Here is a 13,942-nt window from a genome sequence, read left to right on the forward strand (position 1 = left end):
TTCAGTCCTGCCACTGAGCCAGGGCCCGGGCCACGCGGTTCTCCACGGCGCGCACCGGCGCGGCGTAGCTGAGGTAGTTGTTGCTGACCATCGAAAACACCAGGCGCCGGCCGTTGGCGTCGGTGATATAGCCACTTAACGACGACACACCGGCCATGGAACCGGTCTTGGCATGCAGGTTGTTCTGCGCCGCCGTCCCGCGCAGGCGATAGCGCAGGCTGCCACCGACCATGCGGTCCGGGTCGCCGGCAATCGGCAGGGCGGTGTACCAGGCGTCGAACCAGGGTTGCCGGGCGCTGGCCAGCAGCAGGTCGGTGAAGGTCTGAGATGACACCAGATTGCGCCGCGACAGGCCCGAACCGTCCACCTGGCTCAGGGCGGACGGGTCCAGGCCCTGACGTGTCATAAAGCCCGCCACCGCCGCCACGCCCGCCGCCGCAGTGCCGGCATCCGCGGTCTTGCGGCCCATGGCCTTGAGCAGGGCTTCGGACATGTTGTTGTTCGAGAGTTTAAGCAACGGCGTGATCAAGTCCTGCAACGGCGCCGACTGATGTTCGGCCAGCGTCGTCGCCGTCGCGGGCGTAGCGCCACCGATCACGCGCCGGCCCTGCACCTTGATGCCCTGCTGAGCCAGCGCCTGTTCAAACAGGTTCGCCACCAACTGGGTCGGTTCCCACACACTCACCCATTGCCGGCTCTGCTTGCCAGGCGCCAGCGCACCGCGAAGTTGCAGCAGGTTGGTGCCGTGCTGACGGGTGATGCCGTAATCGTTGCCGGGGCCGCTGACGGCGCGATTGCTCAGTTGCACGTAATCGGTGGCCGGGCTCACGGAGACGTTCACCGGCTGGCCGACTGCCACAGGTGCCTTGGCCGTGACGATCAGAGTGCCCGCATCGAAATCCGAGTCGGGCGACACTGTCAGCGCGGAAATCTGCGCGCCGTAGTAAGTGCTTTCGTCATCCTGGGCCCAGTCGACGCCCAGGCGCTCGGCGTCGAACCAGGTATCGTCGAACACCAGATCGCCCTGCACCTCGCGCACGCCCTGACTGGCCAGTTGCGCCGCGAGTGCCTGGTAATCGGCGAACTGCACGGTGGGGTCGCCCAGGCCGCGCAGATACATATTGCCCGCCAGCCGCTCGCCCTGGCGGCCGCCCGTGCTCAGCACCTGCGTGGAAAACCGGTAGTGCGGCCCCAGTACATCCATCGCCGCCGCCGTGGTCAGCAACTTGAGGTTGGAGGCCGGCACCAGACGCGTGCGCGCGTTGTGCTGGTAGAGGGTGGTGCCGCTGCGGGCGTCGCGCACCATCAACGAGACCGTTGCGCCGTTGAAGGCCGGATCGGCCAGCAGGTGGTCGAGGATGGCCGGGGTGGAGGTTGGCGAGACACTCGCACAACCGCCTATGAAAACGCTCAGGCACAGCAGGGGTAGCCATCGTCCAACATGCATCAGTGTGAAATTCCGCAAAATCTTCAGTGGCGGCAACGCTAACAGCTCCGCATGCCGGTGGCGAGCGGGCCTACCACCAGCCTTAGAACTCCAGTGTGCTGGACACCGACACCTGCCGCGCATCGCCCATGGACACGAAGAACCGGCTGGCCGCCGAGGTGTAGTACGTGCGGTCGAACAGGTTTTTCACGTTGAGCTGGAATTTGACCTTCTGCCCGTCGAGTTTCGTGTCGTAGGTGGCAAAGGCATCGGCCACGGTGTAGCCCGGCAAGGTGAAGTCATTGGCGGCATCGCCCGCGCGCTCGCCCACGTAGCGCGCACCCGCGCCCATGCGCAGTCGATCGCCGCCAAACAGGCTGCCAAAGTCATAGGCCAGCGCCAGCGAGCCGGTGTGTTTGGCGACGTTCTGCAGGCGGTTGCCTTCCAGGGTCGGGTCGTTGTCCTTGATGTCTTCGGCGTCGGTGTAGGCGTAGCTGCCGATCACGCTCCATTGGTCGCTCAACTGGCCGGTGGCGTCCAGTTCAAGGCCACGGGAACGCACCTGGCCGGCGATGCTGTAGATCGTGTTCGCGCCGGAACCCACCGAGACCAGCACATTGCGCTTGTCGATGGTGAACAACGCCGCGCTGGCGGTGATGCGCCCGGGAATGTCGAGCTTGGCTCCCAGTTCCCAGGACTTGGCCTGCTCAGGCGTCAGATCGCCGGTCAAGGTGCTGCCATCGGCCAGGGCGGCGATGGTGGAGTTGGGTTTGAACGACTCGGTGTAACTGCCATAGAACGACAGTTCATCGGTATAGCGGTACACCAGCCCGGCACGCGGCACCCAGGCCTGGCCCTTGCCGTCGGTATTGGCTTTGAACGGCACGCCCTTGCCGGCGTACTGGTCATACATCTGGTAGCGCGCGCCGGCTACGAAAATCCACTGGTCGGTCAGGTGAATCGCATCCTGGAAAAACAGCGAATCGCTGCGCAGCAGGTCGGTCTGGGCACTGTCGGCGGCACTGACGCTGGTGCCTGCCACTTCGTTGCCGTACACCGGATTGTTGTAGTTGAACGGGCCGCGCGAGGCCTGGCGAATCAGGTCGGCGCGGTAGATTTTGCGGTATTCGTCATCCAGGCCGAACACCAAGTCATGTTGCATGCCCAGTACGTTGACCTTGCCTTCCAGGCTGGCAGTGCTGAAACGGTCGGTGGTGAGTGCGCCCTGGGTGCCGTCCATTCTGCGCGTCAGGGTGCCATTGGCGTTCACGGCACTGACGCGTACCTGGCTGGCGTCGTAGGTTTCGCGGTTCCAGCTGTAGCCGAAGTGGGCTTTCCAATCGTCGTTCAGATCGTGGTCGGCTTCGAAGCGGTACAGGTCGGAGCGGCCTTCCATGTTGTTGAACGGCTCATCCAGGCGGCGGGTCGCCGGAATATCCAACGGATGGTTGGTCTTGGGATCGATGGCCGTGCCCCGGTCGAACGGCGAGAGAAATTCACGGTGCTCATAAGCGAACAGCAGTTGAGTGGAGTCGCCGTACCAGGCCAGGGACGGCGCCACCAGCGATTCGCGATGGGTGCCGAAGTTGCGCCAGTAGTCTTCGTCTTCATGGTCGACGATCAGCCGATACGCCAGGCCCGAATCCCCCAGGGGCCCGGTGGTGTCGAGGTTGCCGCCACTGCCGTTCTTGCCGTCGCCGAAGGTGGAGCCGCGCACCGTCAGCGCGGTGAACGGCGTCAATTCCGGCTTTTTGCTCACGATATTCACCACGCCGCCCGGATCCTGGATGCCGTACAGCAGCGACGACGGGCCTTTGAGCACTTCAACCCGCTCGGCCGTGGCGTTCAGCGCACGGCCCTGCACCACCGGCATGCCGTCGCGCATGATCGAACCGTTACGGTTGTCGCCGAAGCCGCGCAGCATCACCGCGTCCTGGGTGCTGGCCAGGGTGTTGGCCTGGGTGATGCCGCTGACATTGGCCAGGGCGTCGTCCAGGTTGCGCGGGGTCTGGTCACGCAGCACCTGGGCCGGCACCACGTTGACGGTTTGCGGGGTTTCCAGCAGCAGGCCGTGGGAACGCATCACCGAGCTGGTGGGTGGCGGCTGGTAGCTGCTGCTGTCTTCGACCTGGCCGATGCCGCTGATGGTGGTGGCGCCCAGGTTGAGCGCGCCGTCGGTGGGCACCGGTTCGAGGGCCAGAGTGCGGGCGTCGATCTGGCGGAAGGTCATGCCGGTGTTGCTCAACAGCCGTTGCAGGGCCTGGGTCGCGCTCATCTGCCCGCGCACCGCCGGCGCACTGAGCCCGTAGGGCGCTTCATCGGTGTAGATCACGCTGATCCCGGTGACCCGGCTGAAATCGCTGAGGGCCTGGGGCAGCGGTTTGGCCGCCAGAGCAAAGTTAAAGGCCGTGCTTTGCTGCTCCTGCGCCCGCGCCACGCTCAACGGCAGCAAGGCCACGCCTGACACCGCCAGTACCGAAGCCCCCAGCCACTGTTTTACCCAACCGCCCGCCATCGACTTCATGCTGTGAGAACCCGTGTAGAAAACGCTGTTAATGCGAATTGATCGCAGTTTCAAGCACTACACGGATGGGCCGGCGGTTTACCTCATCGGTTCTGGATAAATAATTTCAGTCAGTGCGCCTGGATACGGAAACCAAAGCGTGGGAAATGCACATGCACGGTGCCGGCGCGCTCGTCGGTGCGGCGCAGGATCAGCTCCTCGCGCCCGGCGAACAACAGCTCGCCGGCCACCGGGTCGACGCCGTAGTCAGTGGCGCTGATGCTCACCGCCTGGCCGGCGTGAAAGCCGTTCAGGTCCTCAAACGCCTCGTCCGGCAGCGGTGCCGATGCAGCGTTGCGCGCAATCTCCAAGGCCTGGTCGGCGGTCATCTGGCTGGGCGTGCCGTGGCCGAACCCGAGCACACGTCCCAGCCACGCGCACACCGCCGGGTAGGCATCCACCAGCGGCGCCGTCACCGGCGTGGCCTTTAAAAACCACAGCGAATGAGCCAGGGCGAAATCGGCAATCGACGGTTGGCCAAATAGAAAGTCCCCCGCCTGGCGCTGCAACTGCTGCTCCAGGCGCGTCATGATCGCCGGCCATTGATGCTTGGCCACCTCGGCACTGAGCTTGCTCGCCGAACCGCCGCTGAACAGCGCGGCGCGGTCGGCCATAAAAGCGTTGATCGCTTCCGGCGGCAACTTGCCAAAGCGCACCGCCACCGATTCCGGCTGGAACACCAGGCTCACGGCGTGGGCAAAGACCACGCTGTCGGCCCAGGTGGCGAAGGTCTGGGTGATCATTTCCTGGCCGAGAGGGAACAGCGCCGGCGCGGACTTTTCCTGCTCCAGGCGCCGGGCGATCAACGCGGTGTCGCAATAGATATCGGCGCCGATCTGCAGCACCGGGGTCTTGCGGTAGCCGCCGGTGAGCGCGGTGAGGTCCGGCTTGGGCATCACCGGCGAAATCAGTACGGACTGCCAGGACAGCCCCTTGAAGCCCAGCAACAACCGGGCTTTTTCCGCAAAGGGGGACGTGGGGTAGTGATGAAGAATGAGCTCAGACATGCCGCGGTCCATTTAACCAGTTGAACCGCCAGCTTAGCGCGCAATGTGCAGCGATGCCGTGATGAGCATTCATCAGTCAGATCAATGAACCACTCGCCGCCAGGCATTCCTTGGCGCTCTTCTTCAGTCGCTTGATCAAGCGCTCCTGGCGCAGCGCTTCGCCCTTGCTCGCACACTGCTCGGTGTACACCAGCGCCACGGCCGGGCTGGACAGGAAAAACCGCGCGCCCTTGCCGCTCTGGTGCATCGCGAAGCGGCGCTGCGGGTCATTGCTGATGCCGCAATACAGCGCGCCATTGGCGGCGCGCACCAGGTAGACGAACCAGGGTTTGGTTTGAACAGGATCAGTCACGGGCAACGTCAATCAACCGGGGAAGCGCCAAGCTTATCAACGACCGGCCTGGAATGCCTTCAAGCCTTTGCGCGCCTGGGTGCGCACGGCGTTCTTGACCAGCGGCGTCCAGCCCAGCAACAAGCCCTTGGTACCCAACGCCTGGCGCGACCAGCGCCACAGGTCGAAGCTGTCGTGGTGCGCGCAGATCCTGCCGTCGCGAAACACGAACCGCGCCTGGATATCGTTGACCACTGTGTTGCCGGTGGCGCTGAACAGATACGTCGCGACCCAATGCGCGCTACCGCGGGCGTCATCGCTGCGCACACTGTCGAACGTCAACGAGAAATCCTGGGCGCGCGAAGTGAGCATGCGCCACATGTCGCCGGCGTCACGCCCGCGCAATTCGCCGAAAACCGGGTCGCTGAAGACCACGTCGTCGGTGTAACAGGCGCTCATGGCGTCGGCGTCCAGGCGCTGGAACGCGCGGTAGAACTCGGTGATCAGGGCGTTATGGGCGTCACTCATGGGCAGGCTTCCGTTGGCGGCGAAAAAGATAGCCGCACGATAAGCCGCCTGCGCCGCCAAGGCTACTGGCATTCACCCTCCCGATAGCGTGTCTTACGGCACCATGCCGCAACTGCGGGCATAAGCGAACAGGTCCACGTCCGTGGAAATGCACAACCGGTTCATGGCCGTGCACTTCTGCTTGCTGATGGTGGACACACTGCGGTTGACCCGCGCCGCGATCTGGCTGACGGTCATGCCGCTGGCCAGCATGCGCACCACTTCGCGCTCCTTGCCGGACAGCTGTGGTTGCTGTGATTGGTCGCCCGGCCCCGCCTCCACCAGTTGGTTGCGCAAACACTCACTGACAAAGGTCTGGCCGGCCCCCACCGCCCTGATCGCCAGCGGCAGCTCCTTGGCCGAGGCACTTTTGGCGACAATGGCCTGGGCGCCATGGGCAAACGAAGCGCGCAGGGTGGCGACATTGGCGAACATGGTCACCAGAATCACCGGCAACGTCGGGTACTGGCGGTGCAGCAGGCCAAGCAGGCCGTAGCCATCGGCCTGCTGGTCGCCCGGCATGGCGAAATCGGTAACAAGCATATCGCAAGGCATGGTGCTTAACAGTTTGAGCAATTCATCGGGGCCATTGGCCTCACCCACCACTTCGCACCTGCCTGCCGCCTCGATCACCACCCGCTGTCCGATGCGAACAATGGGGTGATCGTCAGCAATAATTACTCGAAGCATAAGTACCCACGGATGATGGCGACCTGAATCCGCGCAAAATAACCCTGCGGGCGATCCTCAACAACCGGCAACTTCGAGTCTGTCCAAGCATCGCCCAATGTTTGGTAGCTCATAACATTTAACCTACAAAACACCAGGAAAGCTCTTACATACTCGAAACACATTAAAGTCATTCAAATCATCACAACACACTCAAGTAAGTGAGATACGCCGTTAAATCCCGCATAAAAACATCCAAATGTACGCAACTGAGCAACATCCCTTGGGTGCGTATCTCGTGGATCAGCGCGATTCCCCTGGCCTCCAGTTCAGTCCCGCCAAGAAAAGCCAGGCTGCCCACCAGGCGATGCAGGCACTGCTCGGTCAGCGCGGCATCCAGGATCATTCGGGCATGCGCCAGGGCCGAGCTGTCCGCACGCGCTTCAACGAGCAGGCCGGCGAGCATCTGGTCGACCACCTGCCCGCTGCCGAACATCTGGATCAGATCGGCGCGGGTCGGCCATGTCGACGCCCGGGTTGCCGGCGCGCCGGGTCGCTGCACATGAATCGGACCAGGCAGCCAGCGCGACAGCAACTCGTGCAACTGGGCGAGGGTCAGTGGCTTGAGCAGCCAGGCGTCCATGCCGGCGTCGCGGCACCGTTGCGGATCGTCGTGCAACAGGTTGCCGGTCAAGGCGATGATCGGGACTCGCCCATGCCCCAAGGCCTGCTCATGTCGGCGAATGGCGCGGGCCATGGCGTAGCCGTCCATCACCGGCATCTGGCAGTCACTGATCACCAGGTCGAAGCGCTTGCGCGCAACGGCAACCAAGGCGCTGCGCCCATCCGCGACCAATGTGTGGGTAAGCCCGAGCTTGTGTAGAAACCAGCCCATCATGGCTCTGTAGGTTGAATGGTCCTCTGCCACCAGCACGCGCAAGTGCCGCCAATGCGCAGGTGGGGAAGCAAGGCGTTGCAGTTCCCGCGAAGCGACATCGCTCGAAAGCACGCTCGCATACCTCATGGTTGCTTTCGTTTTTCCAGTGCCCTGTGGATCGGGACGAACGATTGTGATCCCGCGGGCACTGACGCGACAGTCAAAGAGGCGCACTGTGCAGCGGTTACATGACACATACATGACCATCGTCGCCTGAACAGAAATAGCCTCGATCAACCGCAGCCGACATACGAAAACTACGAAAAGGCAGTTTTTCCTACACGTGCGATTACTTCTTCTGACACTGATTCGGCTGTAACGTCACCTCCAATTCTTTGTCGTAAAAGTTGTATATCCCCGACCACCCTGCACCGCTAAATTCCGCACCACCCCGTTAGAGGGTGACGATCCGCCACTTCGACAGGCGGTTATAAAACCAGACCGGACACACCGCCCGACAGTGCCAGCACTTGATGCTGAGTCATCGGCGCGTGTGCGCCTGTCAGCCACACACCGGAACAGCATCGACATGAACAAGCATTTGGTTGCGCTCGGCAGCGCGCTACTCTTCACCGCCTCCCTGCCAGTGCTGGCGGCAAGCACCACGGAGCTGACCGTCACCGGGGTGATCACGCCCAGCGCCTGCACGCCGACGCTCCCAGGCGCAGTCGACTACGGAAAAATCTCCGTGCAGGACCTCCAGGCGGACCGCTATACCAATCTTGAGCGGCGCACCCTTCAACTGAGCGTGAACTGCGACGCCGCCACGCTGTTCGCGATCAGCCCTATCGACAATCGTGCAGGCTCAGCAATCCACGGTTCTGCGTTTGGCCTGGGCCTGATTAACGAGAACCAAAAGCTGGGCCGTTATCACTTGACCTTCGGCAATCCCGCCGCGGACCCCCCTTCCACGCTGCTGACCAGAGACGAGGTGAACAACCGCTGGTACCTCCTCTTTGACGATGATGCCGTCAGGCCAAACGATCTGGTCGCGCTGGGCAGCCTGACCGACAGCGGCTGGATACCCCACCCTTTGCAGAACGCAACGATGGACATCACCCTTCACACCGCCATCGCGGCAACCAACACCTTGACACTGACCAGTGAAGTCGCGCTGGACGGTTCCGCGACTATGGAAGTGAAGTACCTGTAGCGCCGAGCTCCGCCCCAAGATGACACCTGACAAAGGGCTATTTGCACATGCACACTTTTGCCTCCCGCCTCATATTTACGTTGCTGTTGGCCCCGCCTGCATTCGCGGCCAGTTCCATGGACCTGGCCGTACGGGGCTCGATCACCCCCAACGCCTGCGAACCGCTGATCGGCGGTGAAGGTACGATCGACTACGGAAAAATGTCGTTCGCCACCCTCAACCCTGACCACCACACCGCGTTGCCTGCGCAAACGATGCCAATCAGCGTGCGGTGCGAAGGCCCGACGTTCTTCACCCTCACCACCATCGACAATCGTGCCGGCACCTCCGCCAATCACGAGCATTGGCACGGGCTTGGCCTCACGCCTGATGGAGAAAAAATCGGAGGCGCCGCGTTTCATCTTCATAACGCCGTGGCCGACGGTGCGCCGGCCCACCTGATCGTTTCCTGGGATGGCGGCATGAGCTGGGCGCCGGACAACGTCCTCAGTAGCGCCACCCTGACGGCGATTTCAGCCAGCAACACAGACCTTGTGCCCGCTGCCGTCAAGGATTTGGATGCCGACATCGGGGTGCTTACCCACCTCGTCCCTACCGATCGCATAACGCTGACCGATGAAGTCCCGCTCGACGGTTACGCCACCGTGCAATTGAGCTACCTCTAAGCGCCACCCAAGATAGAAGTGAAAGGAACTCAGCCCCATGAAAAAGCCCCTCATCGCCCTTGCCACCAGCTTGCTGATCAGCAGTCCCGCAGCCTTCGCCGCCTCAACCGTGGACCTTACGGTCAGAGGCTTGATCATTCCGAGCGCCTGTACCCCGAGCCTGTCGAGCAACGGGGTGATCGACCACGGCAAGATCTCCGCCAAGGACCTGAACACCGATAATCCGACCCACATCGGCACGCACAACCTCACCCTCGCGGTGTCCTGCGATGCAGCCATTCCTTTTGCATTGCATTCGATCGACAACCGGGCCGGCTCATCGATCATGTCTTCCGACTATGGGCTGGGCCTGATCAACGGCGACCAAAAGCTCGGCTGGTTCTCGCTGACGCTGAGCAATCCGGTCGCCGACGGTACAGCGGTACAACCCATTGCGTCGTTCAACGGCCAGGATAATTGGTACAGCGAAAGAGTCTGGAATGCCGGCCTGTACATGTCGGTTGCCAGCATGGATGACCCCACTCAACCGGTGCCGGTCCAGGAACTGGTGGCGCAACTGCAGGTGCAAACTATCATCGCCCGCACCGACGGGCTGGACCTGAGCAACGAGGTGACCCTCGATGGCTCCGCCACCCTTGAAGTGAAGTATCTGTAACGCCGTGGACGTACATGCCTTGCAGCCACTGACGGGCAGGACGTTTTCCCGTATCGGCCATACTCACCTCTGCCAGCGGCCCAACCGATGAACACGCTTTTTCGTATCCTGACGGTGCCGCTGGTGCTGGCGATGGCCACCACGACCCTCGCCGCTTCATCGGTAGACCTCACAGTGACCGGCCGATTGACGCCAGACGCCTGTCAAGTGGAACTGTCCGAGGAGGGCAGCGTCGATCACGGGAAAATCCCGGCCCACACGCTTAACGCCAATGAGTTCACCGTGCTGCCCAGCCGTTGGCTGGCGTTGAGCGTGCACTGCAGCCGACCGATGCTGTTTGCGCTGGTGGGTGTCGACAACCGCGCAGAGTCCTCGCTGGCGCCCGACTATTTCTATGGCCTGGGAAGAAATATTCATGCCCCCGCAGAATTGCTGGGCTCCGTGGCGTTGTCCTACCGCAACCCGGTGGGTGATGCACAACCCTTGCAAGTACTGGCCTCAAGCGACAGCGGTGAAACCTGGACACAGGAATCCAATGCCTACCCACGTACCTACATGGGTTTCGCCTTGCCAGGGGACCGTCAACCCGATTTCTTCAGCCAGTTGGCTACCCAGTTGCGGATCGACACGTCGATCAACCTGTCCCGGTACCTGAGCCTGGATCAGGAGATACCGCTTGACGGTTCCATCGTGCTGGATCTGCGCTATCTCTAACCCCCATGTTGCCCCAATGGAAACCTGCGTCATGACGACAACCTTGTTGAAAATCGCGGCACTGGCCTTGCTGATCAGTACACAGGCACTGGCCGACGGTATGGTCCCGGAGACATCCGTAGTGATCGTTAATGAAGCGGATGGGGAGGCCGCCGTTTCGGTCACCAACACCGACAGCCAACTGGCACTGCTGCACGTCACCCTGGAAGATATTCCCGAGGACACCGAGCCGTTGCTGGTGCTGACCCCGCCGCTGTCGCGGGTGGAAGCCTCTGCATCGCAGTTGGTGCGCTTCATTCTGCAAAACCGGCAACCGTTGCAGACCCAACGTCTGAAAAGGGTGATTTTCGAAGGCATGCCGCAAGGCCGCCCCGCCACCGAAGCCGGCCATGCGCGAGTCGGGGTGACGGTACGGCAAAACCTGCCCGTCATCATTCACCCCAAGGGGCTTGCTCCCAATCGCACTCCGTGGACCGGGCTGACCTGGTCGCTCAAAGGAGGCTCCTTGCAGGTGCGCAATGACACCCCGTACGTGGTGCGACTGGCTCAGGAGCTGCGCCTGCTGCCCGGCGATGGCAAGGCCATGTTGCCACGCACCTATGTGCTGCCGGGGGAAACCCTTAGTGTGCCGGCAACAGGCGGCGCGGCCAGCAAGGTACGCCTGCAGCCGGCGACGGTGTATGGCTTTGCCGTTTCCGCCTACGAAGCGCCTATCACCTTCTGAAAAAACCAGGCGCCACCGCGCCTGCACAACGAAGTGACGGCTCAAGGACCGTCACCGGGACACCCAGGTATCCCTTACTCGAGTGCATTTCGTGAAAACAGTATTGAGTTACCGTGACGGCGAAGCCGTGCCCAATGCGCCCACCCGACTGACCTTAGCGGCGACGCTGTTGGCGTGCGCCTTGTGGCCCGCCAGGGTGTGGGCCGATGAACGCCCTGAGTTCGATGCCAAGACCTTGCTCCAGCGCGGCATTGATCCGCAACTGGCCAGCCTGCTGCTGGACTCACCGCGTTTCGCCGCCGGCCGCCACGCCGTTACCCTGCGCGTCAATGGCCAGCGCCGTGGCCGAGTGGAAGTCAGTTTCGACCAACAGGGCACCCTGTGTTTTGACCACGCGTTGCTGGAGGCCGCCAACCTGGTGAACCCAGGCGACGGCGAGCGCTGTAACGACTTTCTCGCCCGGTACCCGCAAAGCCTGGTGGAGCCGGACCCGGCCACGCTCACGGTTTCGCTGGTGGTGCCGACCGAGGCTCTGCGTCCGCTGCGGCAGGACGTCTCCGGGTATCAAACCGGTGGCTTCGCGGGTTTGCTCAATTACGATCTCACCGGTTTTTACAATCGTCTGGGCGATGATGCCAGCCGCTTCGGCTCGGCCAATACCGAGGTGGGCCTCAATGCCGGTGACTGGATCGTGCGCAGCCGCCAGGTGAAAACCTGGCAGGACGGGCTAACGCGCAGCACCCACCTGGAGGCCTATGCCCAACGCACCTTCGCCAGCCATCAGGCGGTGGTGCAGGCCGGGCAGATCAACCTTTACAACCCGGTACTGGCGGGTGCGCAGATCACCGGGGTACAGGTGCTCACGGAGCAGGCGCTTCAGGAGCAGGGCCAGGGCGCGACCATCAACGGCATCGCCGACAGTCCGGCGCAGGTCGAGGTTCGCCAGAACGGCGCATTGATTCATTCCACGGTAGTCCCCGCCGGGCCGTTTTCGCTGACCGACGTGCGACGCTTGAACACGCGCTCGGACGTCGAAGTCACGGTCAAGGAAAGCAGCGGCGGCGAGCGGCGTTTTACCGTGCCGGCGGCCATGCTCGGCCTCGGTCTGCCCGCCCCCGGCTATTCGGTGGCGGCCGGACGCGTGCGCACTATCGGGGATGCCCGAAGTGACAACCCGTGGGTTGTCAGTGCTGGCTGGACGGGCGCCGTGCACCCGCAATTGACCCTCGGCAGCGGCGTGCTCACGACCAGCGACTACAGTGCCGTCGGACTGAGCCTGGGCTGGCTGCCGTGGCTGGACGGCCAGATCCAGCTCTCCAGCCAGGTCGCCGACGCCCGCGCCGGGAACAGCGCACGCGGCGTGCAAACCGACCTCGCCTGGTCGCAGCGGCTCAATGAACAATGGTCGTTCAGCGCCGCCAACTCCTGGCGTACGGCCGGCTATCGCGAGCTGGAAGAAACCACATACGGGGCTGAAACCAGTCAACAACGGCGCTCGCGCTATCGCGATCAACAAAGCCTTACCTTGGGCTGGGCCCATGCGTGGCTGGGGGCTTTCAGTGTCGGCGCTTCGCGTTCCAGCAGCTTTGATGGCAACAGCAGCAGCCGGGGGCTGGCATCGTGGGGCACCAGCGTCGGCGGGGTATCGCTGTCGGCCAGTGCCGAGTGGCAGATGGGTGGGCGCCAGCAGCAGGACAACGCGGTCTACCTGAACGTCAGCGTACCGCTAGGCGCAAGCCGCCGGGTTCGCGGCTGGGTGCGCAACTCAGACGGCGAACAGCGCACAGGGTTGGGCCTGAACGAACAGGTCAACGATCAATTTGGCTATCGGCTCAGCGCCGAGCACGACACCCGTGACCAGCAGGTGGAAACCACACTGGGCGTCTCAGTCCTGCCGCGCTACAGCCAACTGGACTTCAGCTACAGCCGCTCTGACGCCGAGCGATCGAGCTACCAGGGCGGCGCGCGCGGCGGCGCAGTGCTGCATGGCGGCGGGGTCACGTTGTCGCCGTATCCAGTGCGCGACACCTTCGCCGTGGTCTCGGTGGGCGACATGAGCGGCATCAAGCTCAACACCCCCAGCGGCCCGGTCTGGACCGACTGGCAAGGCCAGGCGGTGGTGCCCCAGGTCAGCGCTTACGGCCGCAGCCCGGTCGAAGTCCACACCCGCTCGCTGCCGCGTAATGCCGATATCAATAACGGCCTGGCGATGATCTCCGCCGGACGCGGCGCCGTGGACCGGGTTGAATTTGGGGTGTCGCTGACCCGCCGGGTACTGCTGACCGTCAGTGACGATCGGGGCGCCCCGCTGCCGCGAGGCGCCACCGTCAGCACGGCCACCGGCGAGTTCGTCACGCTGGTCCAGGACGCCAGCCAGGTATTCCTGCCCAACGTACTGGATCAAACCACGCTGTGGGTCACCACCAGCGCCAACAAGCGCTGCGAATTACGCTTCAACCTGCCGGAAAAAGGTGATCCATCGGTGTATTTCGAAACCGCATCCGCGCGCTGCCACACGCCTTGAGGAAAAC

Annotated in this window: 13 protein-coding genes; 6 read left to right on the forward strand and 7 right to left on the reverse strand. The window is 63.0% G+C overall.

Annotated features, from left to right (window positions below; genetic code table 11):
* Position 1: 1 nt before the first annotated feature.
* From dacB to QRN10_RS02785, 7 genes are all read right to left on the reverse strand, one after another.
* Positions 2–1,447, reverse strand: coding sequence for a D-alanyl-D-alanine carboxypeptidase/D-alanyl-D-alanine endopeptidase (dacB, locus tag QRN10_RS02755; protein WP_285427809.1), 1,446 nt, complete (start codon positions 1,445–1,447; stop codon positions 2–4).
* An 82-nt stretch (positions 1,448–1,529) separates the two neighbouring features.
* Complete coding sequence (locus QRN10_RS02760) at positions 1,530–3,950, reverse strand: TonB-dependent siderophore receptor (RefSeq protein ID WP_285427810.1); 2,421 nt, start codon at positions 3,948–3,950, stop codon at positions 1,530–1,532.
* 110 nt (positions 3,951–4,060) lie between these two features.
* Positions 4,061–4,996, reverse strand: a complete 936-nt coding sequence (locus QRN10_RS02765) for a glutathione S-transferase family protein (RefSeq protein WP_285427811.1) — start codon at positions 4,994–4,996, stop codon at positions 4,061–4,063.
* Positions 4,997–5,072: 76 nt separating this feature from the next.
* Positions 5,073–5,348 carry a GIY-YIG nuclease family protein gene (locus tag QRN10_RS02770; RefSeq protein ID WP_181078415.1) on the reverse strand — a complete coding sequence of 92 codons (276 nt, stop codon included), beginning with the start codon at positions 5,346–5,348 and terminating at the stop codon, positions 5,073–5,075.
* A 36-nt stretch (positions 5,349–5,384) separates the two neighbouring features.
* A complete protein-coding gene (locus QRN10_RS02775; RefSeq protein ID WP_285427841.1) occupies positions 5,385–5,855 on the reverse strand; it encodes a nuclear transport factor 2 family protein in 471 nt (156 codons plus the stop codon).
* 93 nt (positions 5,856–5,948) lie between these two features.
* Complete coding sequence (locus tag QRN10_RS02780) at positions 5,949–6,584, reverse strand: response regulator (RefSeq protein ID WP_181078419.1); 636 nt, start codon at positions 6,582–6,584, stop codon at positions 5,949–5,951.
* A gap of 181 nt (positions 6,585–6,765) precedes the next feature.
* Complete coding sequence (locus tag QRN10_RS02785; RefSeq protein ID WP_253510597.1) at positions 6,766–7,572, reverse strand: response regulator; 807 nt, start codon at positions 7,570–7,572, stop codon at positions 6,766–6,768.
* Positions 7,573–8,029: 457 nt separating this feature from the next.
* On the opposite strand from QRN10_RS02785, the gene QRN10_RS02790 reads away from it, so the two are divergent.
* From QRN10_RS02790 to QRN10_RS02815, 6 genes are all read left to right on the forward strand, one after another.
* Positions 8,030–8,653, forward strand: coding sequence for a DUF1120 domain-containing protein (locus tag QRN10_RS02790; protein WP_285427812.1), 624 nt, complete (start codon positions 8,030–8,032; stop codon positions 8,651–8,653).
* A gap of 47 nt (positions 8,654–8,700) precedes the next feature.
* The gene (locus QRN10_RS02795) at positions 8,701–9,318 is read left to right on the forward strand and encodes a DUF1120 domain-containing protein (RefSeq protein WP_181078425.1); all 618 of its coding nucleotides are present in this window, start codon (positions 8,701–8,703) and stop codon (positions 9,316–9,318) included.
* Between the two features lie 37 nt (positions 9,319–9,355).
* Positions 9,356–9,973: a DUF1120 domain-containing protein gene (locus tag QRN10_RS02800; RefSeq protein ID WP_181078427.1), complete on the forward strand. Its 618-nt coding sequence runs from the start codon at positions 9,356–9,358 to the stop codon at positions 9,971–9,973.
* 132 nt (positions 9,974–10,105) lie between these two features.
* On the forward strand, positions 10,106–10,687 hold the full coding sequence (locus tag QRN10_RS02805) for a DUF1120 domain-containing protein (RefSeq protein ID WP_253512000.1): 582 nt from the start codon (positions 10,106–10,108) through the stop codon (positions 10,685–10,687).
* 31 nt (positions 10,688–10,718) lie between these two features.
* Positions 10,719–11,411, forward strand: a complete 693-nt coding sequence (locus tag QRN10_RS02810; RefSeq protein ID WP_181078431.1) for a fimbria/pilus chaperone family protein — start codon at positions 10,719–10,721, stop codon at positions 11,409–11,411.
* A 103-nt stretch (positions 11,412–11,514) separates the two neighbouring features.
* On the forward strand, positions 11,515–13,935 hold the full coding sequence (locus QRN10_RS02815; protein ID WP_502941362.1) for a fimbria/pilus outer membrane usher protein: 2,421 nt from the start codon (positions 11,515–11,517) through the stop codon (positions 13,933–13,935).
* The last annotated feature ends 7 nt before the right edge of the window (positions 13,936–13,942 follow it).

The organism is Pseudomonas sp. lyk4-R2A-8 (assembly GCF_030209095.1).
Classification (GTDB): Bacteria; Pseudomonadota; Gammaproteobacteria; order Pseudomonadales; family Pseudomonadaceae; genus Aquipseudomonas; species Aquipseudomonas quebecensis.

Excerpts from the sequence above, each read along its gene's own strand:
- dacB (WP_285427809.1), bottom strand. The coding sequence starts at position 1,447 with ATGCATGTTGGACGATGGCTACCCCTGCTGTGCCTGAGCGTTTTCATA.
- QRN10_RS02760 (WP_285427810.1), bottom strand. The coding sequence starts at position 3,950 with ATGAAGTCGATGGCGGGCGGTTGGGTAAAACAGTGGCTGGGGGCTTCG.
- QRN10_RS02765 (WP_285427811.1), bottom strand. The coding sequence starts at position 4,996 with ATGTCTGAGCTCATTCTTCATCACTACCCCACGTCCCCCTTTGCGGAA.
- QRN10_RS02775 (WP_285427841.1), bottom strand. The coding sequence starts at position 5,855 with ATGAGTGACGCCCATAACGCCCTGATCACCGAGTTCTACCGCGCGTTC.
- QRN10_RS02780 (WP_181078419.1), bottom strand. The coding sequence starts at position 6,584 with ATGCTTCGAGTAATTATTGCTGACGATCACCCCATTGTTCGCATCGGA.
- QRN10_RS02790 (WP_285427812.1), top strand. The coding sequence starts at position 8,030 with ATGAACAAGCATTTGGTTGCGCTCGGCAGCGCGCTACTCTTCACCGCC.
- QRN10_RS02795 (WP_181078425.1), top strand. The coding sequence starts at position 8,701 with ATGCACACTTTTGCCTCCCGCCTCATATTTACGTTGCTGTTGGCCCCG.
- QRN10_RS02800 (WP_181078427.1), top strand. The coding sequence starts at position 9,356 with ATGAAAAAGCCCCTCATCGCCCTTGCCACCAGCTTGCTGATCAGCAGT.
- QRN10_RS02805 (WP_253512000.1), top strand. The coding sequence starts at position 10,106 with ATGGCCACCACGACCCTCGCCGCTTCATCGGTAGACCTCACAGTGACC.
- QRN10_RS02810 (WP_181078431.1), top strand. The coding sequence starts at position 10,719 with ATGACGACAACCTTGTTGAAAATCGCGGCACTGGCCTTGCTGATCAGT.